The 22,545-nt window shown below is 71.7% G+C and carries 24 protein-coding genes; 12 read left to right on the forward strand and 12 right to left on the reverse strand.

The genetic code is table 11. The features are described 5' to 3' along the window. Positions 1-41 precede the first annotated feature (41 nt). Entirely contained in the window at positions 42-938 is an 897-nt protein-coding gene (locus tag J3486_RS14150) for an LLM class F420-dependent oxidoreductase (protein WP_207820631.1), read from the forward strand. 4 nt (positions 939-942) lie between these two features. Here the strand turns inward: J3486_RS14150 and J3486_RS14155 are convergent, their stop codons facing one another. The 6 genes from J3486_RS14155 to J3486_RS14180 all read right to left on the reverse strand — a co-directional run bounded on the left by J3486_RS14155 (position 943) and on the right by J3486_RS14180 (position 7,899). Next, a complete protein-coding gene (locus J3486_RS14155; RefSeq protein ID WP_207820632.1) occupies positions 943-1,341 on the reverse strand; it encodes a VOC family protein in 399 nt (132 codons plus the stop codon). Further along, positions 1,342-2,466, reverse strand: coding sequence for a serine hydrolase (locus J3486_RS14160; protein ID WP_207820633.1), 1,125 nt, complete (start codon positions 2,464-2,466; stop codon positions 1,342-1,344). After that, positions 2,466-4,268, reverse strand: a complete 1,803-nt coding sequence (locus tag J3486_RS14165; RefSeq protein ID WP_207820634.1) for an ABC transporter ATP-binding protein — start codon at positions 4,266-4,268, stop codon at positions 2,466-2,468. Before J3486_RS14165 ends, J3486_RS14160 begins: the two co-directional genes overlap by 1 nt. 124 nt (positions 4,269-4,392) lie before the next feature. After that, positions 4,393-5,286, reverse strand: a complete 894-nt coding sequence (locus J3486_RS14170) for an ABC transporter permease (protein ID WP_207820635.1) — start codon at positions 5,284-5,286, stop codon at positions 4,393-4,395. Then, the gene (locus tag J3486_RS14175; RefSeq protein WP_207820636.1) at positions 5,286-6,320 is read right to left on the reverse strand and encodes an ABC transporter permease; all 1,035 of its coding nucleotides are present in this window, start codon (positions 6,318-6,320) and stop codon (positions 5,286-5,288) included. Before J3486_RS14175 ends, J3486_RS14170 begins: the two co-directional genes overlap by 1 nt. Then, positions 6,301-7,899 carry an ABC transporter substrate-binding protein gene (locus tag J3486_RS14180; protein WP_229377978.1) on the reverse strand — a complete coding sequence of 533 codons (1,599 nt, stop codon included), beginning with the start codon at positions 7,897-7,899 and terminating at the stop codon, positions 6,301-6,303. The genes J3486_RS14175 and J3486_RS14180 overlap by 20 nt, the downstream gene beginning before the upstream one ends. 227 nt (positions 7,900-8,126) lie before the next feature. On the opposite strand from J3486_RS14180, the gene J3486_RS14185 reads away from it, so the two are divergent. The 8 genes from J3486_RS14185 to J3486_RS14220 all read left to right on the forward strand — a co-directional run bounded on the left by J3486_RS14185 (position 8,127) and on the right by J3486_RS14220 (position 16,293). Then, a complete protein-coding gene (locus J3486_RS14185) occupies positions 8,127-8,951 on the forward strand; it encodes an IclR family transcriptional regulator (RefSeq protein WP_207820637.1) in 825 nt (274 codons plus the stop codon). Positions 8,952-9,167: 216 nt separating this feature from the next. Continuing rightward, on the forward strand, positions 9,168-10,046 hold the full coding sequence (locus J3486_RS14190) for a 3-keto-5-aminohexanoate cleavage protein (protein WP_207820638.1): 879 nt from the start codon (positions 9,168-9,170) through the stop codon (positions 10,044-10,046). Continuing rightward, positions 10,043-11,023 carry a 3-hydroxyacyl-CoA dehydrogenase NAD-binding domain-containing protein gene (locus J3486_RS14195; protein ID WP_307804807.1) on the forward strand — a complete coding sequence of 327 codons (981 nt, stop codon included), beginning with the start codon at positions 10,043-10,045 and terminating at the stop codon, positions 11,021-11,023. Before J3486_RS14190 ends, J3486_RS14195 begins: the two co-directional genes overlap by 4 nt. Further along, positions 11,020-11,472 carry a thioesterase family protein gene (locus J3486_RS14200; protein WP_207820639.1) on the forward strand — a complete coding sequence of 151 codons (453 nt, stop codon included), beginning with the start codon at positions 11,020-11,022 and terminating at the stop codon, positions 11,470-11,472. The genes J3486_RS14195 and J3486_RS14200 overlap by 4 nt, the downstream gene beginning before the upstream one ends. A gap of 110 nt (positions 11,473-11,582) precedes the next feature. Further along, positions 11,583-12,011: a GNAT family N-acetyltransferase gene (locus J3486_RS14205; protein ID WP_207820640.1), complete on the forward strand. Its 429-nt coding sequence runs from the start codon at positions 11,583-11,585 to the stop codon at positions 12,009-12,011. A 289-nt stretch (positions 12,012-12,300) separates the two neighbouring features. Next, the gene (locus J3486_RS14210; RefSeq protein WP_207820801.1) at positions 12,301-13,635 is read left to right on the forward strand and encodes a hemolysin family protein; all 1,335 of its coding nucleotides are present in this window, start codon (positions 12,301-12,303) and stop codon (positions 13,633-13,635) included. Further along, positions 13,632-14,645 (forward strand): hemolysin family protein, encoded by a 1,014-nt coding sequence (locus tag J3486_RS14215; protein ID WP_207820641.1) that lies wholly within the window; start codon positions 13,632-13,634, stop codon positions 14,643-14,645. The genes J3486_RS14210 and J3486_RS14215 overlap by 4 nt, the downstream gene beginning before the upstream one ends. A 16-nt stretch (positions 14,646-14,661) precedes the next feature. Beyond that, positions 14,662-16,293, forward strand: a complete 1,632-nt coding sequence (locus tag J3486_RS14220; RefSeq protein WP_207820642.1) for an ABC-F family ATP-binding cassette domain-containing protein — start codon at positions 14,662-14,664, stop codon at positions 16,291-16,293. Positions 16,294-16,343: 50 nt separating this feature from the next. Here J3486_RS14220 and J3486_RS14225 read toward each other — a convergent pair whose 3' ends face one another. Then, positions 16,344-16,613: a holin gene (locus J3486_RS14225; RefSeq protein ID WP_207820643.1), complete on the reverse strand. Its 270-nt coding sequence runs from the start codon at positions 16,611-16,613 to the stop codon at positions 16,344-16,346. A gap of 127 nt (positions 16,614-16,740) precedes the next feature. On the opposite strand from J3486_RS14225, the gene J3486_RS14230 reads away from it, so the two are divergent. Continuing rightward, positions 16,741-17,511: an SGNH/GDSL hydrolase family protein gene (locus tag J3486_RS14230; RefSeq protein WP_207820644.1), complete on the forward strand. Its 771-nt coding sequence runs from the start codon at positions 16,741-16,743 to the stop codon at positions 17,509-17,511. A gap of 342 nt (positions 17,512-17,853) precedes the next feature. On the opposite strand, the gene J3486_RS14235 is transcribed toward J3486_RS14230, so the two are convergent. Next, positions 17,854-18,315 carry an NUDIX domain-containing protein gene (locus J3486_RS14235; RefSeq protein ID WP_307804808.1) on the reverse strand — a complete coding sequence of 154 codons (462 nt, stop codon included), beginning with the start codon at positions 18,313-18,315 and terminating at the stop codon, positions 17,854-17,856. A gap of 61 nt (positions 18,316-18,376) precedes the next feature. Then, a complete protein-coding gene (locus tag J3486_RS14240) occupies positions 18,377-19,249 on the reverse strand; it encodes an SDR family oxidoreductase (RefSeq protein WP_207820646.1) in 873 nt (290 codons plus the stop codon). 144 nt (positions 19,250-19,393) lie between these two features. On the opposite strand from J3486_RS14240, the gene J3486_RS14245 reads away from it, so the two are divergent. Beyond that, positions 19,394-19,798 carry a helix-turn-helix domain-containing protein gene (locus J3486_RS14245; protein WP_207820647.1) on the forward strand — a complete coding sequence of 135 codons (405 nt, stop codon included), beginning with the start codon at positions 19,394-19,396 and terminating at the stop codon, positions 19,796-19,798. Here J3486_RS14245 and J3486_RS14250 read toward each other — a convergent pair whose 3' ends face one another. The 3 genes from J3486_RS14250 to J3486_RS44025 form a co-directional block, all read right to left on the reverse strand. Continuing rightward, entirely contained in the window at positions 19,799-20,362 is a 564-nt protein-coding gene (locus tag J3486_RS14250; protein WP_207820648.1) for an STAS domain-containing protein, read from the reverse strand. Between the two features lie 887 nt (positions 20,363-21,249). Next, positions 21,250-21,651, reverse strand: coding sequence for an ANTAR domain-containing protein (locus J3486_RS14255; protein WP_207820649.1), 402 nt, complete (start codon positions 21,649-21,651; stop codon positions 21,250-21,252). Between the two features lie 137 nt (positions 21,652-21,788). Further along, positions 21,789-21,911, reverse strand: coding sequence for a DUF6233 domain-containing protein (locus tag J3486_RS44025; RefSeq protein WP_229378051.1), 123 nt, complete (start codon positions 21,909-21,911; stop codon positions 21,789-21,791). A 320-nt stretch (positions 21,912-22,231) separates the two neighbouring features. Between J3486_RS44025 and J3486_RS14260 the strand changes: the two genes are divergently transcribed. Then, on the forward strand, positions 22,232-22,534 hold the full coding sequence (locus J3486_RS14260; RefSeq protein ID WP_207820650.1) for an antibiotic biosynthesis monooxygenase: 303 nt from the start codon (positions 22,232-22,234) through the stop codon (positions 22,532-22,534). Positions 22,535-22,545 lie beyond the last annotated feature (11 nt).

Below are 22,545 nucleotides of genomic sequence, written 5' to 3' on the forward strand. Positions count from 1 at the left end.
GCGCGGCAGGAGTGCACGTACCGGACCAGGTAGGAGAGTTCATGCCGCGCCCGTTCCGCTTCGGTGTCAACATGGTCAGCCCTGCCCCCGACGACGCCTGGCGCGCCAAGTGCCGCAGGGCGGAGGAGCTGGGCTACGACGTGATCCTGGTTCCCGATCACCTGGGGGCGCCGGCCCCGTTCCCCGCGCTCGTCGCGGCGGCCGGGGCGACGACCCGCCCGCAGGTCGGCACGTTCGTCCTCAACTGTGCTTTCTGGAACCCGGTGTTGCTGGCCCGCGAGGTGACGACGGTCAACGCGCTGACCGGGGGCCGTCTGGAGCTGGGGCTCGGCACGGGGTACGTGCGCGAGGAGTTCGAGCAGGCCGGTGTCGAGTGGGGCACGCCGGGCGGCCGCGTCGATCATCTGCTGCGTACGGTCGAGGAGTTGGACCGGCAGCTCGGCTCGCCGGAGCAGGGCCCCCGGCCACCGCTGCTGATCGGGGGCAACGGCGACCGGATGCTGCGGATCGCCGCGGAGCACGCGGACATCGCCGCGTTCACCGGGGCCCGCCCGGCGCCGGGCAATGCGGGTGGGCTCCTCCCGCTGCCCGCGCGCGGGATCGGGGAACGCGTCGCCGCGTACCGGAAGTTCGCCGCCCACCGCGCGGAGCCGGCCGAGCTGAATCTGCTGGTGCAGATGGTGATCGTCACCCAGGACCGGGGCGCCGCGGTCCGGCCGTGGCTGCGGCACATGCCCGACCTCACGGAACAGGACCTCCTCGACTCGCCGCTCCTGCTGGTCGGGACGGTCGAGGAGATCACGGCGCAGGTCCTCGCCGTACGGGAGCGGTACGGGGTCTCGTACCTCACGGTCCTGGAGCCGCACTTCGAGGCGCTGGGACCGGTGATCGAGGCCGTGCGCGCGCACGAGGGCCGGGAGCGGGCCGCGCAGGTGTGACCCGCTAGTCGGCGGTCGGGGCCAGGGTGCGCAGGACGCAGAACTCGTTGCCCTCCGGGTCGGCCATGACCACCCAGGTGCTCCCGGGGTCCTGGCCCACGTCCACCGGGGTCGCGCCGAGTTCGCGGAGCCTCGCTACTTCGTCGTCGGTGCTGCGGTCGATGGGGCTGACGTCGAGGTGCAGCCGGTTCTTCACCGTGCGCCCCTCGGGCACCTGGATGAAGACCACGGTGGGCGGCATCTGCCGGGCCCTGACCTCCTCGACGGTCGGCTCCCAGGAACCGATCTCGACCTTGTCCTTGCCGCGGTCGATCACCTCGAAGTCGAGAACCGCGCACCAGAACGCCGCGAGGCGCTCCGGGTCGTGGCAGTCGACGACCACCTCGGTGAATCTGCTGGCCATTCACTCCCCCTGATCCGTCTGTCGCATGGCGGCCGCCGCCTGGGCGACGGCCGGAAGTGCCAGGTAGCACAGGTCCCGGTACTGCATGTCGGCCCACGCGTCGCCGTGCGGCCACGCCGAGGTCTTGACGACGACCACCCGACGGTCGCGGTCGGCGTACACGAACTGCCCGCGCATCCCGTCGGCGGTGACCCGCCGCCCCGCCGTGTCCAGCGGCCACCAGTGGTGGCCGAACCCGGCGTGCGTGGTGATCGTAGTCGGCAGCCGCCCGGGGCGCAGGAAAAGTTCGCCGGGCCTGCTGGACTCGTCGGCCCAGCCTGCGGGGACGAGCGGGTTCCCGTGCCAGCGGCCGTCGATCTGCAGCCATCCGAGGCGGGCCCAGTCGCGGGCCGTGGCCGCGAGGGAGCCGCCGGCCATGGCGACGCCGTGCGGGTCGTGCCCGACGACGGCCGGGTGTTCGGCGCCGACGGCGTTCCACAGACGCGCGAGGTCGGTGGTGAAGTCGCGCCCCGTGGCGCGTTCGCGGACCCAGTCGAGGACGAGCGAGTCGGCCGTGCAGTACGTGAAGGAGGTGCCCGGCGTCCGCCCCGGCGGGATCCGCACGAGCTGCTCGCGCAGGCTGCCCGTGCCCTCGCGGACCGGGGCGACCAGACGGGCGGCGGGCGAGTCCGGGTCGCGGTGGTCCTCCGCCCAGTGGACGCCCGTGGTCATGGCAAGGAGATGACGGATCGTCACATCCCGGTAGCCACACGCCTTGTCGTCGAGCTCGGGGACGTAGGAGCGTGCGGGCGCGTCGAGGTCGAGGCCGGGGATGCCACCCACCAGCAGGGCGAGCGCCGACTTGGTCGCCGAGTTGCCGAGCAGCCGGTCCTCGGGGGTGACCCCGTGGAAGTAGCGCTCGTGCACGAGGGTGCCGTCCACGATCACCAGGAGCGCGGTGGTGTACGTGATGTCGAGGAACTCGTCGAGGTCCATGGTGCGTCCGGCGCCAAAGACCCGCACGGAGAGCGGGCGTTCGGCGCGCGGCCAGGGCGCGGGGGCCGTGGCCGCGGGGATCTCGGTGGTGCGGGGGAACCAGCGCTGAGGTTCGCGCAGCGACTCGACGTCCAAGGCCGCGGCGGTCATCAGGCTTCTTCTCCTACGAGTTCGGGGGCGCCGTCGCCCTCGCGGCCCGGGGTGTCCGACAGCAGCTGCCGGGTGTAGGCGTGCGCGGGGCGGTCGAGCACGTCGGCGGTCGCGCCCTCCTCGACGATGCGGCCCTCGGAGAGGACGGCCACCCGGGTCGCAAGGGAGCGGACGAGGGCGAGGTTGTGGGTGACGAACAGCATCGACAGGCCGCGGCTCGTGCGCAGGTCGTCGAGGAGGGTCACGATCGACGCCTGTACGGAGACGTCGAGGGCGGAGGTCACCTCGTCGCAGATGAGCAGTTCGGGTTCGCAGGCGAGGGCGCGGGCGATGGCGACGCGCTGGCGTTCGCCGCCGGAGAGCCGGTCGGGGCGCAGGTCGTGGACGCCGGGCGAGAGCATGACCTGAGCGAGGAGTTCGTGGACGCGCTCGGTGGCGGCGGCGCCCTTGGCCAGGCCGAACAGTTCCAGCGGCCGTCGGACGATCTTGCCGACGGTCATCCGGGGGTTCAGGGCGAGATACGGGTTCTGGAAGACGTACTGGACGGACTTGCGCAGTTCGCGGGTGCGCCGCCGGGCGCCGGCGGGTACGGACTCGCCCTGGAAGGAGACGCTTCCCGTCCACTCCTCGTGCAGTCCGCCGACAGCCCGCGAGAGGGTCGACTTGCCGCTGCCGGACTGACCGACGACGGCCACGCACTCGTTGCGGCCGACGTCCAGGTCGATGCCGTGCAGGATCTGCCGGGAGCCGTAGTGGGCCGTCAACTCGCGCACGGTGAGCACGGGTTCGGGGCGCGGGGCGTCGTCCGGTGCGGCGACGGTGAAGGCGAGGGGCCGGGCGCGGACGTGGTCGACACGGCGGCAGCGGGCGAGCACGGCGGTGTCGGACACGGGCGCGAGGTCCGGCTCGCCCTCGGCGCACGCGGCCTCGGCGAAGTCGCAGCGGTCACGGAACCGGCAGCCCGTGGGGCGGCGGCCCGGCGAGGGGGTGCTGCCGGGGATGCCGGTGAGGACGCGGGCCTCGTTGACGCTCGGTACGGCGGCGAGCAGGGCGCGGGTGTACGGGTGCGAGGGCGTCGCGAAGACGGTCTCGCGGGGGCCGGTCTCGACGATGCGGCCCGCGTACATCACGGCGACGCGGTGCGCGAACTCCCCGACGACGGCGAGGTCGTGGGTGACGTAGACGGCGGCGACGTCGTGCCGGGCGCACAACTCCCGCACGGTGGCGAGGACATGGGCCTGGGTGGTGACGTCGAGGCCGGTCGTCGGCTCGTCCAGGACGAGGACGCGCGGGCGCAGCGCGAACGCCATGGCGATGCCGACGCGCTGCAGCTGTCCGCCGGAGAGCTGGTGCGGGTAGCGGCGCAGGAACGCGTCGTCGGCGGGGAGCGCGACCTCGGCGAGCACCTCGCGGACGCGGGCGTCGCGTTCGGCGGGGGTGCCCGCGCGGTGGACGTCGAGGACCTCACGGATCTGGCTGCCCACGCGCATCACGGGGTTGAGGGAGGCGGCCGGGTCCTGAGGGACGTACGCGACCTCGCTGCCGCGCCGTTTGCGGGCTTCGCCTTCCGGGGCGCCGAGCAGTTCGCGGCCGTCGAGGACGACCTCGCCCGCGTCGACGCGGGCGCCCCTGCGGGTGTGCGCGAGCAGGGCCGTGGCGATGGTCGTCTTGCCGCTGCCGGACTCGCCGACCAGGGCGAGGATCTCGCCCGCGGCGACGTCGAAGGTGATGTCGTCGACGACGTCGGGGCCGCTGCGGCCGAGCGCTACGCGCAGACCGGTGACGGTGATCGCGGGGTTCATGAGGTGGCTCCCTTCGTGGCGGGGGCCGACCCCGTCTGCCGGGTGGGTGTGCGGTGCGGGCTTCGGGTGCGTCGTGGCTGGTCTCGCAGAAGCCCCACCGGGCGGCACCCGGCGACGAACCCCCTCATGCCCCGGCCCCCGTATCGGACCCGGCCGCCGCGCGGGCGATCCCGTCCGCGATCAGGTTCGTGCCCAGGGCGAGAACGGCGATGGCGAGGACGGGGCCGAGGATCGCCCAGGGCTGGACGGCGAGGGCCAGCCGGTTCTCGTTGATCATCAGGCCCCAGTCGGCCGCGCTGGGGTCGGAGGCGAAGCCGAGGAAGCCGATGGAGGCGACGAGGCCGACGGAGTAGGTCAGCCGCAGGCCGAGTTCGGCGAGGAGCGGGGCCGACATGTTCGGCAGCAGCTCGCGGAAGAGGATGCGGGTGCGCTTCTCGCCGAGCGCCTCCGCGGACTGGACGAACTCGCGGGTGGCGAGCCCGGTCGTCATGCCGCGGGTGAGCCGGGCGACGCGCGGGGCGTGCGAGACGCCGACGACCACGACGACCAGCCAGCGCTTCGGCCCGGCCACCGAGAGCAGGACCAGCACGAGAACGATCTGCGGGAAGGCGAGGATCACGTCGCAGACCCGCATGACGATCTCGTCGACCCAGCCGCGCGCGTACCCGGCGACGAGCCCGGCCGCGACGCCGAGCACCATGCCGAGCACGGTGGCCGACACGGCGGTGACCACGACCCAGTCGCCGCCGGCGAGCAGCCGGCTCCACACGTCCTGGCCGAGGTAGTCGGTGCCGAGGAGCGCGCCCGGCGCGGAGTCCGAGTAGGGGGCGCCGACGATGTCGTTCTCGCCGTGCGGGGAGAACAGCGGGCCGAGGAAGGCGATGCCCACGATGACGACGGTGAGGACGATGCCGACCCAGGTGCGGGCGGAGGCGAGCGCCCCGCGCAGCCGGGGCCTGCGGGCCGTCGGGTCCGCCCCGGTCGTGCCGGTGTTCGTGTCGAGCACTGCGGTGGCCATCACCGCACCCCCGTCCGGAGCTTGGGCGTCACCAGGATGGTCAGGACGTCGGCGATCAGGTTCACGGCGACGTAGACGGCGGCGATCAGCAGGGCGAGCGCCTGGATCACCGGGACGTCACGGTTGCGTACGGCGTCGACCAGGGCGGTGCCGATGCCGGGGTACAGGAACAGGCTCTCCACGACCACGACTCCACCCGCGAGCCAGGCGAGTTGGAGCGCCATGACCTGGATGGCGGGGACGACGGCGTTGCCGAGCGCGTGCCGGGCGACGGCCCTGCGCTCGGGGACGCCCTTGAGCCGGGCCATCTCCACGTAGTCGCTCTCCAGGACCTCGATGAGGGAGGCGCGCAGGATCCGGGCGACGTACGGGACGACGGCCAGGGTGAGCGTCGCCACCGGCAGGATCATCACGACCGGGTCGGACCAGGGGCTGCCGGTCCAGGAGACCGCGACCGACGGCAGCCAGGTGAAGACGACGGTGGAGAAGAGGGTGACCAGGAGGATGCCGATGACGAACTCGGGGAGCGCGGCGGTGCCGAGCAGCGCGACCTGGATGACGTGGTCGGCGGCGCGGTCGCGGCGGCGGGCCGAGTAGAGGGCGACGAGCGCGGAGAGCGGCGCGATGACGACGGCCGAGATGCCCACCAGGACAGCGCTGTTGACGATCCTCCCGCCGATGAGGGCGGAGACCGGGCCCTTGGTGGCGAGCGAGGTGCCGAAGTCGCCGGTGAGGACGCCGCCGAGCCAGGAGAAGTACTGGTGGACGGGCGACTCGTCGAGGCCCAGCTGGCTCCGCAGCGCGGCCAGCCGCTCCGGGGTGGCCGAGCGGCCGAGGATGGCCTGGGCGGGGTCGCCGAGCAGATGGGTGGCGGTGAAGACGAGCAGCGAGATCAGCCACAGGGTGAGCACCGCCATGCCGACGCGGCGCAGTGCCCACAGGGTCCAGGTGCGTGCGGGGGCGGGGGCGTCGTCGCGGCGGAGGGACCCGTCCGCCGCGGGAACCGCCGCCGCCTCAGCCGCTGACCGAGACATTGCGGAACTCGTAGTTGGACAGCGGCAGATTGGAGTTCGGGGTGAACCCGGTGACGTTGGCCGCGTAGGCGTCGACCTGGTTCTTGAAGCCCCAGATGATGTGGCCGCCGCGCTCGTACTCGATCTTCTGCGCGGCTTGCAGGAGGTCCTTGCGCTTGTCTGCGTCGAATTCGCTGCGGGCCCTGGCCATGAGGCGGGTGAACTCCGGGTCGTTCCAGTGGGTTTCGTTGTACGGGGACGTCTTGAGGGATCCGGAGTCCACCTGGGGGACGTAGTTCCGGGTGATCCAGTAGTCCTGGGCGAACGGCCAGCTGAGATAGCGGTCGCCGTAGAAGGTCGCGGAGTCGGTGATGCGGACGTCGACCTTGACCCCGGCGCCCTTGGCCTGTTGGGCGAAGAGCTGGGCGGCCTCGATGGAGCCCGCGCCGATTCCGGAGGACGTGACCAGTTCGACGCTCAGCCCCTCGTGCCCGGCGGCCTTGAGCAGCGACCTGGCCTTGCCCAGGTCCTGGTGGCGTTGCGGGAGTTGCCTCGCGTAGGCGGGGTCGAACGGCGCGTACATGTCGTTGCCGACGCGGCCCTGGCCGCCGAGCACCTGGTCGACCATCTGCGGCCGGTCGACGATCAGCCGGAACGCCTGGCGGACTCGGACGTCGTCGAACGGGGCGGTGTCGACGCGCATCGTGATCGGGTTCCAGGAGCCGGTCTTCGAGATCAGCACCTGCCCGCCCTGGTTCCTGATCATCTCGATGTAGGCGGGCGGCAGGTTGTCGATGGCGTCGAGCTGGCGGCTCAGCAGTGCGTTGATCTTCGCGGTGTCGTCGGGGAAGTCGAGGATGTGCACCTCGTCGACGTACGCGGGCCGCCGCCAGTAGTCGGCGAAGCGGCGGAAGGTGGACCGGTCGCCGGGCGCGAACGACCGGTAGCGGAACGGGCCCGTGCCGACGGGCCGCTTCAGGTCGAAGTCCGCCGGGATGATCCCGAGGGTGTACTGCGCGAGCAGATCCTCGAAGAGCGCGTACGGCGTCTTCAGCGGGATCCGCACCGTGGTGGCGTTCTCCCGCTTGAGCGCCTTCGCGTCGAGCATGGCGAGGCTGCCGGCGCCCGCCGTGGGCGCCTTGGGGTCGACGATGCGGCGCAGGGTCGCGATGACGTCGTCGGCGTCGAGCGTCTTGCCGTGGTGGAACTCGATGCCCGGACGCAGCTTCACCACCCATGTCTTCCCGTCCTTGGACGGTTCGACGGACTCGGCGAGCAGCGGCTTGATCCGGTACGAGGCGTCGTGGGTGAAGAGCGGCTCGAAGAGGTTCACCACGCGCGACTGGTCGGGGTAGGTGAGCGGGCTGTGCGGGTCGAGGCTGTCCTTGGCGCTGCCGCCGCTGACGCCGACCCGCAGCACGCCGCCGCGGTGCGGCTTCCCGTCCGACGCGGCGACGCTCGGCCGGGAGCAGGCGGACAGCAGGCCCGCGGCCGGAACCGCGCCGGCGAGCAGGGCCCCGCCGCGGAGCACGTCCCTGCGCGTCAGACCGCGGGACAGCCCTCCAAGGCCCACGCCGGGCGGAGATGGTCGGTCGGGCATGTCAGGGGTCGCCTCCAGATCCCGGAATTCGGTACGTTCACATGACGCGATGGCCGCTCGAATGCTGAGAACATAGGGACGGCCGGGAGGGAGGTCAAGAGGCGGAAGAACAGGGGAAGTTCGAGGTCACAAGCCCTGCGCCTACCCGCCTGCCCAGACTGAACGTTTGTATTCCCCCATCACTTGAGAGCCTTTGAGAACCTTTGAGAGCCGAGGAACGGATACGTATGGCGAACGCACGGCACACCGCTGAGGACGAAGGACCGGCCAGGGCCGGTGAGGCCGGCGGCACGTCGGGCAAGGTCCAGTCCCTGGAGCGCGCGATCACCCTGCTGCAGGCGACGGCGGACAGTGCGCCGGACGGCGACACGGCCACGAATCTGGCCGCCCGCTGCGAGCTGAACCGCGCGACGGCCTGGCGGCTGCTGTCGACGATGGAGCGGTTCGGGCTCGTGCAGCGCAGTCCGGTCACCAACCGGTACACGGTCGGGTTCGCGGTGGCCCGGATGGCGTCGGTCGCCGGGTTCGACGGGCTGATCAGGCGCGCCCACGGCACCCTGCTGCGGGTCAGCGAGCAGACCGGTGAGACGGCCAACCTCGCGGTGGTGCAGCAGCTCGGGCTCACCTACATCGACGAGGTCACGCCGCCTGTGGTGCTCAGCGCGAAATGGCTCGGCCGGCAGGTCCCGCTGCACGCCACCTCGACCGGCAAGGCGCTGCTCGCCTGGCTGCCGGAGGAGGAGCAGGAGGCGCTGCTCGGCGGGCCGGCGCAGACGTACGAGGCGTTCACGGACACCACGCTCACCGACCGCAAGCGGCTGCGGGACGAGCTGGAGCGGACGCGCGAGCGCGGGTACAGCGTCTGCGTGGGCGAGATGGAGCGCAGCCTGTACGGGGTCTCGGCGCCGGTGCTCGGCAGCCGGGGCCGGCCGTTCGCGGTGGTCAGCATCTGGGGGCCGCAGGACCGGGTGCCCGAGGCGCGGTTCGGCACGCTCGGCCCGCTCGCGCAGGCCGCGGCGGAGGAGATCGCGCGGGCGGCGCGGGCGCTCTGAACACCCCGGTTCCTGTGTTCATTTGGTGCGGTGCTGGCTCGCATCATGAAACGAGGTCTTGAGCGGACGAGCGTCGCGTGGTTACGGTCGTGAGGTCTTCGTCGCCGCCCGACACACGCTCCGAGCCGTTGCCTTGCTCCGACCCGTTGCCTTGCTCCGTCCCTTGCCGTGCTCCGTCCCTCGCCGTGCTCCGTCCCGAGAGGAACCGTCGCGACCATGAACCAGGACGTCATCATCACCTGCGCCCTGACCGGCGCGGGTGACACCGTGCGCAAGAGCCCGCACGTCCCCGTCACCCCCGAGCAGATCGCCGCGTCGGCGGTGCAGGCCGCCGAGGCCGGTGCCGCCGCGGTCCACATCCACGTACGTGATCCGGAGACCGGTGCGCCGTCACGCGATCCGCGGCTGTACCGCGAGGTCGTCGAGCGCATCAAGGAGACCGGCACCGACGTCGTCATCAACCTCACCGCGGGGATGGGCGGCGACCTGGTCGTCGACCCCGACGAGCCGCTGCGCCACCTGCCGGGCACCGATCTCGTCGGCGGCCTGGAGCGCCTCCCGCACGTCGAGCAACTCCTTCCCGACATCTGCACGTTGGACTGCGGATCCCTGAACTTCGGCGACGGCTCGAACCTCTACGTCTCCACGCCCGACATGCTGCGTGCCGGCGCTCGCCGCATCCAGGAGCTGGGCGTACGGCCCGAGTTGGAGATCTTCGACACCGGGCACCTCTGGTTCGCCCAGCAGTTGCTCGCCGAGGGGCTGCTCGACGAGCCGACCGTGTTCCAGCTGTGCATGGGCGTCCCGTGGGGCGCGCCCGCCGATCCGGGCGTACTCCAGTCGATGGTGAACATGCTGCCGCGGGGCGCCCGGTGGGCGAGTTTCGCGCTGGGCCGGATGCAGATGCCCTGGGTGGCCCAGTCGGTGCTGCTCGGCGGCCATGTCCGGGTCGGCCTGGAGGACAACCTGTACCTCGGCAAGGGCGTGAAGGCGACCAACGCGCAGCTCGTGGAGCGCGCCGTCACGATCGTCGAGGCGATGGGCGCGCGCGTCGCCTCTCCGGCCGAGGCCCGGCTCACGTGGGGGCTCAAGTGACCGACGACGTACGGGATGTGCGGCCCGCCCCCGAACACGTGCGCCGCGTCGCCTGTGTCGGCGCCGGAGTGATCGGCGGCGGCTGGGCCGCCCATTTCCTCGCCCGCGGTTACGACGTCACCGCATGGGACCCGGCGCCCGACGCGGCCGAGCGGCTGCGGCGCCTCGTCGACGCGGCCTGGCCCGCCCTGGAACAGCTAGGGCTCGCCGAGGGCGCCTCGCCGGAGGGTCTGACGGTGGCCGCCACGCTCGAAGAGGCCGTCGCGGACGCGGAGTTCGTGCAGGAGAGCGCCCCGGAGAAGCTGGATCTCAAGCGCGGTCTGCTCGCCCGCCTCGACGCGGCGACGCCCGCCGAGGTCGTGATCGCCTCCTCCACGTCCGGCTACCCGATGACCGACCTGCAGACGGAGGCGGCCACGCCCGGCCGGCTCCTCGTCGGGCACCCCTTCAACCCGCCGTACCTGATCCCGCTGGTGGAGGTGGTGGGCGGGGAGCGGACCGCGCCCGACGCCGTGCGCTGGGCGGCGCGCTTCTACGAGATCGCGGGCAAATCCGTGATCACCATGGACCGCGAGGTCCCCGGCTTCATCGCCAACCGGCTCCAGGAAGCGCTGTGGCGCGAGGCGCTGCACATGGTGGCGAACGGCGAGGCGACGGTCGCCGACATCGACCGGTCCATCACCGAGGGCCCCGGCCTGCGCTGGGCCCTGATGGGTCCGATGCTCACCTTCGCACTGGCCGGCGGTGAGGGCGGGATGGCGCACATGCTCGACCACTTCGGCCCGTCCCTGAAGTCTCCGTGGACCCGGCTCCAAGCCCCGGAACTGGACAAGGAGTTGTACGACGCGGTGGTCTCCGGGTGCGACGACGCGGCCGCGGGACGTACCGTCGCGGACCTGGTCGCCGAGCGCGACCGCGGTGTCATCGCCGTCCTGCGCGCCACGGGCCGGCTGCCCGGAGGCGGTGACGGATCATGAGCCTGCCGCTGCTGCACGCGACGGTGCGCCCCGAGTGGATCGACTACAACGGCCACATGAGCGAGGCGTTCTACGTCCTGGTCTTCGGGTACGCCACCGACGCGCTGATGGACCGTACGGGACTCGACGCCGCCTACCGGGCGAGCACCGGCTGCTCGCTGTACACGGTCGAGTCCCATGTCCGGTACCTCAAGGACGTACCGGAGGGCGCCCCGCTCACGGTGCGTACGCGCATGCTCGGCGCGGCCGGGAAGAAGGCGCGGTTCACACACGAGATGTACGACGGCCGGGCGGCGGACACCCCGGTCGCCACCATCGAGCTGCTCGCCCTGCACGTCGACCAGCAGGCGGGCCGTGCCGTGCCCTTCCCCGACGCCGTACGCGCACGGCTCGCCGCCCTCGCGGAGGCGCCGCCGGAGTGGGCGGGGAGGGCGGTGTCCGGTCCCTGAACCCGGTGTCCGGTTCTTCCTTGATCCCGGTGCCGAGTCCTGTGCCGAACCCGGTGTCCGGTCCGTGAAATGGATTGCCGGGCACGACCGCCGCCTGGTTGCCTCGGACCATGAATGATCTTCGTATCCGGTCCGCCGCCCCCACCGATCTCGACGCCGTGCTCGCCTTCTGGAAGGTGGCCGCGGAGGGCACGAGCATCAGCGACGACCGCGCGGGGGTGGAGCGCCTGGTCGCCCGCGACCCCGAGGCGCTGTTGCTCGCCGAGCGCGACGGGGAGCTGGTGGGGACGGTGATCGCGGGATGGGACGGTTGGCGCGCCTCGCTCTACCGCCTCGCGGTGCATCCGGACGCGCGGCGGCAGGGCGTCGGCTCGGCGCTGCTCACCGCCGCCGAGGAGCGGTTCGTCGCGCTCGGCGGACGGCGCGGCGACGCGATGGTCCTGGACGAGAACGAGCTGGCGCACCACGCCTGGAAGGCCGCCGGTTACGCCCCGCAGCCCGAGTGGAGCCGCTGGGTGAAGCCCTTCACCGGCCGGTAGCGGATCACCCCACCCGGGGTTTTGCCGATCCTTTACCATGGATGGGTCGCTCGCCGTGCCTCCGCGCACGGCGGGCCCTTCTCGACCTCGACCACGCCCTTCACGTCCACGTCCACCACGTCCACCACGTCCTTTAAGTCCTCCACGTCCACGAAAGGTGTGAGCGTCCGCCCATGGGCGAGCCTCCCAGTACCCGGCCCGTCACCCGGTCCGTCCCCCTGCCCGGTCCACGAGACCGCGCGCCCCTCCGGCCCCTGTCCGATCATGGGACGGAGGTGACGTCCCGATGATGACCGAAGTGCTCCTGCTCGCCGTCGCAGTACTGCTCTCGCTGGCCTGCGGCGCCTTCGTCGCGGCGGAGTTCTCCCTCACGACCGTGGAGCGCCGCGACCTCGAGGACGCCGTCGAGCGCGGGGAGCGCGGCGCGGCCGGCGCCCTCAAGGCCGTACGGCAGCTGACCTTCCAGCTCTCCGGCGCGCAGCTCGGCATCACCGTCACCAACCTGGTCGTCGGCATGCTCGCCGAGCCGTCCATCGCCAAGCTGATCGCGGGCCCGCTGGAGGCCGTCGGCATCCCGAAGTCGGCCTCGTCGTCGGTCGCGCTCGTGCTCGGCACCGCCCTGTCGACCGTGTTCCTGATGGTCGTCGGTGAACTGGTACCGAAGAACTGGGCGATCTCGTCGCCGCTGGCCGTCGCCAAGCGGGTGGCCACGCCGCAGCGCTGGTTCAGCGCGGTGTTCCGGCCGTTCATCTCGCATCTGAACAACACGGCGAACCGGCTCGTGCGCCGCTTCGGCATCGAGCCGACCGAGGAGCTCGCCTCCGCGCGCGGCCCGCAGGAGCTGATGGCGCTGGCCCGGCACTCCGCGAAGGAGGGCGCGCTGGAGGCGGACACCGCCGAGCTGTTCGTGCGCACCCTGAACCTGGCCGACCTGACCGCGGAGAACGTGATGACGCCGCGCGTCCAGGTCATCGCCCTCGACGTCCTGGCCACCTGCGAGGACGTGGCGAACGCGACCCGGGCGACCGGCCTGTCCCGCTTCCCCGTCTACCGCGGGAACCTCGACACCGTCGTCGGCATCGTGCACATCAAGGACGTGCTCGCCGTGCCCGACGAGCAGCGCGCCCGCAAGGGCGTCACCGAGCTGCTGCGCGAGCCGCTGCTCGTCCCGGAGACGCTCTCCGTGGACCAGCTGCTCGACCGGCTGTCCCGCAAACGGACGATGGCCGTGGTGATCGACGAGTACGGCGGCACGGCCGGCGTCGCCACCCTGGAGGACATCGTCGAGGAGGTCGTCGGCGAGGTGCGTGACGAGCACGACCCGCACGAGACGCCCGACATCGCGGCTGCCGGCACCGACGAGGACGGCCGCACCCTGTACTCGGCGGACGGCGCCGCCCGCACCGACCAGCTCGCGCGGGTCGGACTGCGGGTGCCCGAAGGCCCGTACGAGACCCTGGCCGGTCTCGTCGCCACCGAGCTGGGCCGTATCCCCGACAACGGGGACCGCGTCGAGGTCGCCGGGTGGCGGCTCGACGTCGTGGACGCGCACGGCCACCGCGCCGCCCGTGTCCTGCTGCACGCGCCCGCCGACGGTACGCCGGTCCAGGAGGAGGCCCGATGACCGCGATCCAGCTTCTGATCGGCCTGGCGACCCTTGTCGTCAACGCCTTCTTCGTGGGCGGCGAGTTCGCCCTCATCTCCGTACGCCGCAGCCAGATCGAGCCGTTCGCGGAGGAGGGCGACCGGCGGGCGCGCAGCGTGCTGTGGGGCCTGCAGCACGTGTCGGCGCTGCTGGCCGCGGCGCAGCTCGGCATCACGCTGTGCACCCTGGTGCTCGGCATCGTCGCCGAGCCCGCCATCGCGCATCTCCTGGAGCCGGTCTTCGACGCGGTCGGCGTGCCGCACGGTCTCGTGCACCCGATCTCGTTCGTGATCGCGCTGACGGTGGCGACGTATCTGCACATGCTGCTCGGCGAGATGGTGCCGAAGAACATCGCGCTCGCCGAGCCGGTGCGCTCCGCGCTGCTGCTCGGTCCGCCGCTGGTGGCCCTGGCGCGCGCCCTGCGTCCGGTGATCTTCACGGTGAACGCCTTCGCGAACACGCTGCTGAAGCTGTTGCGCGTGGAGACCAAGGACGAGGTCTCGGCGACGTTCTCGGACGACGAACTGGCCCGCATGGTCAAGGACTCCTCCGACGCGGGCCTGATCGACGACCGCGCGCAGGAACGGCTGCACGACGCGCTGGAACTGGGCCGCCGCCCGGTCAAGGACGTCGTCATGCCGCTGGAGAAGGTTGTCTACGCGCGCGTGGGCGTCACTCCCGAGCAGTTGGAGCGGCTGTCCGCCGAGTCCGGGTTCTCCCGTTTCCCGGTCGTGGACGAGGGCCGGCGCATCGTCGGCTATCTCCATGTGAAGGACGCGCTGGACGCGACTCCGCGCGACCTGCCGTTCCGGGTGCCGGACATGCGGCCCATCGCACGCGTGCGCGAGGCGACGCCGCTGGACGACGTGCTGACGGCGATGCGGGGCAGCCGTACGCATGTCGCGGCGGTGCTCGGGGCCGACGGCCGGCTCGCGGGGCTGGTCACCATGGAGGACGTACTGCGGGAGCTGTTCGGCCAGACCGCCTGACCCTGGGGAGGGGCGTATGAGTCAGCTTGTCCTGAAGGACGTGACGTACGGGTATCCGGACCGGCCGGTGCTCGACCGGGTCGCGCTGACCGTGCGCCCCGGCGAACGGGTCTGCGTCATCGGTGAGAACGGCTCGGGCAAGTCGACGCTGCTGCGGCTCGTCGCGGGCGAGCTGCGGCCGGCCGACGGCTCGGTCGTCGTGGTCGCGGACGGCGGGGCCGGGTATCTCGCGCAGACGCCGCCGCTGCCGCCCGACGCGACCGTGCAGGACGCGGTCGACGGCGCGCTCGCCGAGCTGCGCGACCTGGAACGGCGGATCAGGGCGGCGGAGGCGGAGCTCGGCACGGCGGACCGGGCCGGACTCGCCGCGTACGCCGACCTGGTGGCGGCGTTCGAGGCGCGCGACGGCTACCGCGCCGACGCCCGCGTGGAGGCCGCCCTGCACGGCCTCGGCGCCGCGCACCTGGCGCGCACCCGGACCCTCGGCTCGCTCTCGGGCGGCGAGGCGGCCCGCCTGGCGCTGGCCTGCGTCCTCGCCCCGCAGCCCGAGCTGCTGCTCCTGGACGAGCCGACGAACCACCTCGACGACCAGGCGCTGAGCTGGCTGGAGGACCGGCTGCGCGGGCATCGCGGCACCGTCGTCGCGGTCACCCACGACCGGGTCTTCCTCGACCGGGTGGCGACCTCGATCGTCGAGGTGGACGGCGACCGGAAGACCGTGTCCCGCTTCGGCAACGGCTGGCACGGCTACCTGGAACAGCGCACCGCCCTGCGCCGCCGCTGGGAGGAGCGCCACCGCGCGTGGTCCGACGAGGTGGCGCGGCAGGAGGAGATCGCCGGGCGGAACGCCGACCGGCTCGGCAGCGGCTGGCGGATGCGGGACAGCAGCACGTTCGCCAAGTTCTCCCCACACCAGCGGTCGGTCGAGGGCCAGATCTCCGGTGTCGTGCGCAACGCGCGCGAGCGGCTGCGACGGCTGCGCGCCGACCCGGTGCCGCGGCCGCCGGACCCGCTGCGCTTCACGGCGGGCGACGGCACTCTGGACGGCGGCGGCCATCCCTTCGTGCGTCCCGTCGAGGTGACGGACGCCGTCGTCGAGGGCCGGCTGACCGTGGACCGGCTGGTCCTCGCGCCGGGGTCACGGACGCTGGTGACGGGGCCGAACGGCGCGGGCAAGTCGACGCTGCTCGCCCTCCTCGCCGGACGGCTCACCCCGGACACGGGCAGCGTCGGGCTGCCGCCGCGCATCGGGTACCTGGCGCAGGAGGTCACCCACGAGGGCGCGGACCGGGCGCTGCTCGACGTGTTCGCGGCCGGGCTCGGCGGGCCGCCCGAGGAGCACGCCGAGGCCCTCCTCGTGCTCGGTCTGTTCCGCGAGGAGGATCTGGCCGTGCCGGTGCGCGGCCTGTCGGTGGGCCAGCGCCGCCGTCTCGACCTGGCCCTCCTGGTGTCCCGCCCCGCCGACCTGCTGCTCCTGGACGAGCCGACGAACCATGTGGCGCCCGCGCTCGTCGAGGACCTGGACGCGGCGCTCGCCGGGTACGCGGGCACCCTCGTCGTGGTCTCGCACGACCGCAGGCTGCGCGAGCGGTTCACCGGTGACCGGGTGCGGGTGGCCGACGGGGTGCTGGTGACCGCGGCCGGCTGAGCGCGCGGCCGCCGGGTCAGGCCGCCGGCCGGGTCAGGCCGCCGGCCGGGTCAGGCCGCCGGCCGCTCCGGGGCCGCCTTCGGCGCCGGGGTCTCCAGGATCCCCGGGCCGTGCGGTCCCACGCCGGCCGTGCCGACGGCGGTGAGCACCGCCAGCAGCGTGGCCAGGCCCGCCGTGCCGAACGCCGCCGCCCAGTCGACGTCCAGCAGATTGGTCGCCCCCGCGACCAGGACGGCGGCCAGTGACTGTGCGAAGGTCCTGATCGCGCGCTCGGCGGTGGCCTTCCAGAAGCTCACCGTCCACATGGTGCCGATGCCCATGACGTACTCCCCCGTGTTCCCCGTGCGCTGTCGCGTCCTGCTTGTTCCCGGCATACCGCCGTCCGCGGCCGCTGCCCAGACCTGCGGCCCGCACGGCCCCGGCGTCCGGGATACGATCACTGACGCCATGCAGATGAATGCCAACTACACCAGTCTCGTCGCGGTCGGCGACTCCTTCACCGAGGGCATGTCGGACCTGCTGCCCGACGGCTCTTACCGCGGCTGGGCCGACCTGCTGGCCGGCCGGATGGCGGCGCGCACCCCGGGGTTCCGCTACGCGAACCTGGCCGTGCGCGGCAAGCTCATCGGCCAGATCGTCGAGGAGCAGATCGACGTCGCCGCCGCGATGAAGGCGGATGTCGTGACGCTGGTCGGCGGGCTGAACGACACGCTGCGCCCCAAGTGCGACATGGTGCGCGTGCGCGATCTGCTGACCGAGGCCGTCGAGAAGCTCGCCCCGTCCTGCGAGCAGTTGGTCCTGATGCGCAGCCCGGGCCGCAACGGCCCGGTCATGGAGCGTTTCCGCCCGCGCATGGAGGAGCTGTTCTCCTGCATCGACGACCTCGCGGCCCGGCACGGCGCCGTCGTGGTCGACCTGTACGGGGCCGATGTCCTGGGCGACCAGCGGCTGTGGGACGTCGACCGGCTGCATCTGACGGCGGAGGGCCACCGCCGGGTCGCGGAGGCGGTCTGGCAGGCGCTCGGCCTGGAGCCGGAGGACGACTGGCGCGCCGCGCTGCCGCCCGCGGTGCCGCCGAACTGGATGACGCGCCGGGTCGCCGACGCCCGCTTCGCCAAGCAGCACCTGGTGCCATGGATCGGCCGGCGGCTGACCGGCAGGTCCTCCGGCGACGGACGGCCCCCGAAGCGCGCCGAGCTCACGCCGTACGACGGCTGAGCGGCGATCGGACGGCGCCCCGACCTCGCGTAGGTTCGAACGAACGGCGAGCCGGTGCGGTCATGCCGGTTTCGCATTCGACACGGTTTCGCATTCGACACGGTTTCGCATTCGACACGGTTTCGCAGTCGACGGGGGTCAGCCGGCCGAGCGCGGTCTGTCGGCGGCGTCGGCGTTAGGGCGTGTCGATCCAGGTCACGATCGCGATCCGCCGTTCCAGGCGGGTGGCCCACGTGCGGCGGCCTGCGAACCGGACGGCCACGTCACCGAAGTCGGCCTCTGCCTCCATGCCGGATTCTCTGCGCGCGGATTCCGCCACCCGGCCGGCTCCGCAGCGGCTGATCAGCCACGAAGCAGCCGTGCCAGTGGCTCTCGGATGTCCGCAGGATGCAGATTCAGTTCGTCGAACGCGTCGGCCGTCACCCACATGAGTTCGTAACTGTCGTTCGGGCCATGCGCTTTGGCTTCGTCGCCGGACAGGACAGCGCTGCCCCGGACGTCCCTCACGAGGTAGTAGCTGGCTGGCCGACCGTTGTGTCGGCCAGTCCACACCTGCCGCTCGATCCGAGCAACGAGCGTCGTCTCCTCACGAAGCTCCCGCAATGCCGCGTCCGCGGCGCTCTCGCCGTCCTCAACATGCCCGCCCGGCAGGACCGCGTAGTGATGTCCGGGGCAGTTCGGCCCGCTCCAGCCCCTGTCTTGGCACATCACGCAGTCCCCCGACGCCTCTTTCCTGAGGAATCGCTTGATGACCAACGCTCGCTGTCCGTCAACGACAACAGCAACTGCCCTGGGAATCAGCACCCCCCGATGATGGCAGTTCACAGTGCCATCCATGCTGTCGACGACGCAGCGACACCCGACCTCAGTCAGGCAGGGCGGCCGCGAGTGCCTCGACCAGGGTCACGGGCGGGCGGCCGATCAGGCGGCGCAAGTCGCCGGAGTCGGTGTACATCTCGCCGCGGTTCATACCGCGGTCAGCGTCAGCGAGGACCTCCGCCAGCTCGGCGGGGAGTCCCGCGGAGGCCAGTACCTGGGCGAAGTCAGCCACCGGGAGGTCGGCGTAGGCAACCTGCTTTCCGGCCGCAGCGGAGATCGCGGCGGCGAGCTCGGTCAGGGTGAAGGACTCGTCGCCGCCGAGCTCGTACACGGCGCCGGTGTGGCCTTCAGCGGTGAGGACGACCGCTGCGGCCTCGGCGTAGTCGGCGCGGGACGCGGCGCTGATCCGCCCCTCGCCTGCGGCGCCGACGACCGCGCCGTTCTGCAGGATCTGCGGCAGTTGGCTCGTGTAATTCTCCAGGTACCAGCTGTTGCGCAGCAGCACGCTGGGGATTCCGCGCTCCCGCAGATACGCCTCGGTCTCGCCGTGCGTGGCACCGATGACGGTGGTGGCCGTGTCCGCGTGCGTCGTGCTCGTGTACGCCACCAGCGACACACCTGCGGACGCCGCGGCGTCGATCACGCGGCGGTGGTTGGCGACCCGCTCGCTCACGGGGACCGAGGCCGAGATCAGCAGCAGCCTGTCCGCCCCCGCGAACGCCTCGGCCAGGCCGTCGGTGTCCGCGAAGTCGGCGCGGCGTACCGTGATGCCCCGGTCGGCCAGATCCTTGATCCCGGCGATGTCCCGGCCGGTCGCGATGATGTCCGCGGCCGGGATCCCGCGCCGCAGCAGTGCCTCGACGGTGAGCCTGCCCAGCTGGCCGGTGGCTCCGGTGACGACGATCGACATGATGGTCATTCCTTCCTTCCGCGCGTGCCCTGCACGCCTGCCGCGGTCCGTCCGCCGCGGGATGGAACACAGATTGACCTGGATACTCTCTGTTGGGTAGTAGCCACTTTTCGGTAGGGTACTTACCACAGCGAAAGCATTGAGGTGAGCCGCATGACTGCTGTCGAGAAGGTGACCGGGCCCATGCCGTCATTCGATCCGTACGAGCGCGGCTGCCCGTCGCGGGACCTGCTCGACCAGATCGGCAGCAAGTGGGCGGTCCTCGTGCTCGGCGAACTCGGCCGGAACGGGACCTCCCGGTTCAGCCGGCTCCGGCAGGCGCTGGCGGGCGTGAGCGAGAAGATGCTCACCCAGACGCTGCGCACCCTCGAACGCGACGGGCTGATCAGCCGGACCGTCTACCCAGAGGTCCCGCCGCACGTGGAGTACGAGCTGACCGCGCTCGGCCAGACGCTACGGGAACCGCTGAAGGCGCTCACGGAGTGGTCCGTGCTGCACATCGAGGATGTCCTCACCGCCCGCGAAAGGTACGACGACCGCACCGAGCGCAGCAGATAGTCAGCGGCGGCCGGCGGTCTGGTCATGGACGGCCGCCTCGCCGAGACCGGCCCGGCAATCAGCCCCACCTGAGCCACCCGACGACGTCACGAGTTCCGCCTCAGTAACCCACCTGCGTCCACCGCCCTGCCGGCCTCGCCCCCGACGGCCGTGCTCGTCCTCGGGCAGCAAGCCGGCTTCCACGAGAGCGTCGAGTGCTTCACCGAGCAGCTCGAAGGGGGTCTTGCCGGTGGTGCCCGCGGCGGTGCCGTCGGCGGCGTGGGTCATGTCGCCAGGGATGTGGAAAGCCGTTGCGGAACAGGCCGGGCTCCTCCTGCGCGTAGCGGAGGTAGCCGGTGCCGACGGCACGGAAGCGGGCCGGTGGTGGCGGGTCAGCAGGTTGATGGCGGTGGAGTCGGTGAACGGCACCTGGGCGAGGCCGAGTTCGCAGTGCCGGGCATGCAGCGTTGTCAGGGCGCTGTCCAGGTCAGGTGCAGTGTGCAGGTCGAGTTCCCCACTCACGCGGACGAGTACCGGGTCCCCGGTGTCCACCGCGTGGATGGCGAACGGCGGTGGTGCGCTCATGCCCACTTCTCCCCAGTTTTGCCGCAATCTCTGTGGTGGTTGTCCATCGAAGCACCGGCCCGGTGGGCCGTCATCCGCACATGGGCGGTTCGCGCGGAACGGCCCGCCGCATGTGCCAGTGACATCAGACAGTTCCGGCCGGCGCGGCATTCGGCGGTCTTGAGGTAGTTCTGGCATGTGCCATAGCGTTTGCGTTCCGCACGAGGGGAACCTCGTTCCTCTCCGTCTTCCCCCTGACCCCGGGCAGGACGGACCTCAGACGGCCGGTGCCGCATCGCCGACAACAGCGGCCCGGTCATCCGTTCGCGGTGCCCGCGGGTGCCTCCCGCCCCCCGCGGCGCCACGGACGGAACTGTGGGGCAGCACATCATGGGGCCATGGTGGCGCCTCACCCGCGGCCCCCGCCGACGTTCCCTGGCGATTCCCGGCGGGGGCCGTACCTGTACCTGCGCGGTCCTTCGTTTACCCGGGGCACAACAGGAGGAGTCTCGCGTGTGTGCACCATGTACGACGTCTTGACGTCGGCGCCGACAATGCGCGTCAGCGCGCAGCACGCGCGAGGCCGGCCGTCGTTGCGCGCGGGAAGGTCCGAGACTCCCGCGCGGGCGTCCAGGATGTCGGGCGCCTCTGGCTCTTCCCGATCCGCGCAGTGAAGGCGTGGTGAAGCCGGGCAGGAGAGTTGCCGCAGGCCGTCAATCCGGTTTTGGCGCCGGAACGCGCCCTGCGGCGGGTCGTTGGACCTGCGAGAGCGGCTGCAGTCCCAGGCGTGTGGGCGCGCGCGGGTGCGATGGACACCACCTCGGCCGCCCTCTCCTGAGAGCCCGGCACTGCCCCCCTCGAACCGCAGGGTCCGGCTTCCCGGCCGCCGACGACCGGGAAGCACCAAGTCATTCCGCGCATGGAAGGCCATGATCGTCACACGCAGGGCGAGTCTCGTCCCCTCCAGAGCCGCCCCGCAGGGCGGCGTAACGCCCGATGGCCCGGTTCAGTTCGACGCGCTCCGCCTCCGGCAAGGGCCTGCCCTGAGCGAACATCAGAACGTGCTCGGCGACAACACGGATCTTGACATTCGTGCGCTGTGAAACGTCCCGCAGAACCCGCCAGCCTTCCTCAGGGGCGATGCTGCCGATCGCCACCACCGCGCCGATTGCCTGATCCACTACGGCGTGCGACGACACCGCCTGTTCCAGCTGATGGTTGGCAAGTCCGAGCCGCTCGTTGTCGCGCACCAGATCACTGTTGGACAGAAGCACGAGGGGGTTCGTCGAGGAGATCGCGAAGAAGGCCATACCTGCCAATCCTGTGCGTGTGGGGGGCACCGTCCGCAGTCCCACGGTGCTGGAAATCGAGCTGACCCAATACCCAAAATGGCAGGTCGACAGGCCAACCGCCATGGAACGCCATGTGTGCGAACGGTGAAGACAGGTCAGCCGAGCAGGCCGAGTGCCGTGTCCGGCCGACAGTACGGGCACGCATCCACCGACGCGGCGAGCGCCTGCCGCACCTGGTCCCGGCCTGCGCCGCGCAAGCTTTTCCCGCAACGTGGCATCCGCCGACGTGGACGCACACGACCCGGTACCCCTGGAGGCCGCGCGCGGTGAGCGACTCCGGTTCCGGGGGCCCAGGTGCGGGTGCGGGTTCCGGGAACGAGCTGTCGACGTTCTGCTTGCCCTCGCTCGCACTTCTGAGTGCGCGGGGCTGCCCGATGACGAGCCTCGGCCGGACTGCCTGCTCAGGGGAGGTGACAACGAGGTCTGAATCGAACGAATCACACCGCACACATACTGACAGCACCGTCAGGAACATGCCGTACGATGCTGACACGAGCGTCGGCAAATTCTGTCGGCCCTGTCCTTGATGCATGGGGTGATGTACGAGATGTTCACGGTGATGAACCGGATTCCTGTTCCGGCGGCGGCTGCCGACGGGTTCGAGGAGCAGTTCGGGGCGAGCATGGGCCAGCACCTGGCCGACGTGGCGGGTCTTCTGTCGGCCCGTCTGCTGCGTCCGCAGAACGAGAGCGGCGTGTACGTGGCGGTGATGGATTTCGCCTCCAAGGAGGCGTTCAGCGCCTGGATGCAGTCGCTGTCCTTCCGCGCGGCGCACCAGTCCTCGCCAGGCATGGCGGGCGAGATCGAGTCCTTTGAGACCGTCGTCGCCGTCGGCGCCTGAGCAGAGCGGTC

Origin of the sequence: Streptomyces sp. VRA16 Mangrove soil (genome assembly GCF_017377775.1) — a bacterium.
Lineage (GTDB): Bacteria > Actinomycetota > Actinomycetes > Streptomycetales > Streptomycetaceae > Streptomyces.

What these genes read in the sequence shown, in the direction of transcription:
- J3486_RS14150 (WP_207820631.1), top strand. Translation starts at nt 42, where the DNA reads ATGCCGCGCCCGTTCCGCTTCGGTGTCAACATGGTCAGCCCTGCCCCC.
- J3486_RS14155 (WP_207820632.1), bottom strand. Translation starts at nt 1,341, where the DNA reads ATGGCCAGCAGATTCACCGAGGTGGTCGTCGACTGCCACGACCCGGAG.
- J3486_RS14160 (WP_207820633.1), bottom strand. Translation starts at nt 2,466, where the DNA reads ATGACCGCCGCGGCCTTGGACGTCGAGTCGCTGCGCGAACCTCAGCGC.
- J3486_RS14165 (WP_207820634.1), bottom strand. Translation starts at nt 4,268, where the DNA reads ATGAACCCCGCGATCACCGTCACCGGTCTGCGCGTAGCGCTCGGCCGC.
- J3486_RS14170 (WP_207820635.1), bottom strand. Translation starts at nt 5,286, where the DNA reads ATGGCCACCGCAGTGCTCGACACGAACACCGGCACGACCGGGGCGGAC.
- J3486_RS14175 (WP_207820636.1), bottom strand. Translation starts at nt 6,320, where the DNA reads ATGTCTCGGTCAGCGGCTGAGGCGGCGGCGGTTCCCGCGGCGGACGGG.
- J3486_RS14180 (WP_229377978.1), bottom strand. Translation starts at nt 7,899, where the DNA reads ATGCCCGACCGACCATCTCCGCCCGGCGTGGGCCTTGGAGGGCTGTCC.
- J3486_RS14185 (WP_207820637.1), top strand. Translation starts at nt 8,127, where the DNA reads ATGGCGAACGCACGGCACACCGCTGAGGACGAAGGACCGGCCAGGGCC.
- J3486_RS14190 (WP_207820638.1), top strand. Translation starts at nt 9,168, where the DNA reads ATGAACCAGGACGTCATCATCACCTGCGCCCTGACCGGCGCGGGTGAC.
- J3486_RS14200 (WP_207820639.1), top strand. Translation starts at nt 11,020, where the DNA reads ATGAGCCTGCCGCTGCTGCACGCGACGGTGCGCCCCGAGTGGATCGAC.
- J3486_RS14205 (WP_207820640.1), top strand. Translation starts at nt 11,583, where the DNA reads ATGAATGATCTTCGTATCCGGTCCGCCGCCCCCACCGATCTCGACGCC.
- J3486_RS14210 (WP_207820801.1), top strand. Translation starts at nt 12,301, where the DNA reads ATGACCGAAGTGCTCCTGCTCGCCGTCGCAGTACTGCTCTCGCTGGCC.
- J3486_RS14215 (WP_207820641.1), top strand. Translation starts at nt 13,632, where the DNA reads ATGACCGCGATCCAGCTTCTGATCGGCCTGGCGACCCTTGTCGTCAAC.
- J3486_RS14220 (WP_207820642.1), top strand. Translation starts at nt 14,662, where the DNA reads ATGAGTCAGCTTGTCCTGAAGGACGTGACGTACGGGTATCCGGACCGG.
- J3486_RS14225 (WP_207820643.1), bottom strand. Translation starts at nt 16,613, where the DNA reads ATGGGCATCGGCACCATGTGGACGGTGAGCTTCTGGAAGGCCACCGCC.
- J3486_RS14230 (WP_207820644.1), top strand. Translation starts at nt 16,741, where the DNA reads ATGCAGATGAATGCCAACTACACCAGTCTCGTCGCGGTCGGCGACTCC.
- J3486_RS14240 (WP_207820646.1), bottom strand. Translation starts at nt 19,249, where the DNA reads ATGACCATCATGTCGATCGTCGTCACCGGAGCCACCGGCCAGCTGGGC.
- J3486_RS14245 (WP_207820647.1), top strand. Translation starts at nt 19,394, where the DNA reads ATGACTGCTGTCGAGAAGGTGACCGGGCCCATGCCGTCATTCGATCCG.
- J3486_RS14250 (WP_207820648.1), bottom strand. Translation starts at nt 20,362, where the DNA reads ATGAGCGCACCACCGCCGTTCGCCATCCACGCGGTGGACACCGGGGAC.
- J3486_RS14255 (WP_207820649.1), bottom strand. Translation starts at nt 21,651, where the DNA reads ATGGCCTTCTTCGCGATCTCCTCGACGAACCCCCTCGTGCTTCTGTCC.
- J3486_RS44025 (WP_229378051.1), bottom strand. Translation starts at nt 21,911, where the DNA reads ATGCCACGTTGCGGGAAAAGCTTGCGCGGCGCAGGCCGGGACCAGGTG.
- J3486_RS14260 (WP_207820650.1), top strand. Translation starts at nt 22,232, where the DNA reads ATGTACGAGATGTTCACGGTGATGAACCGGATTCCTGTTCCGGCGGCG.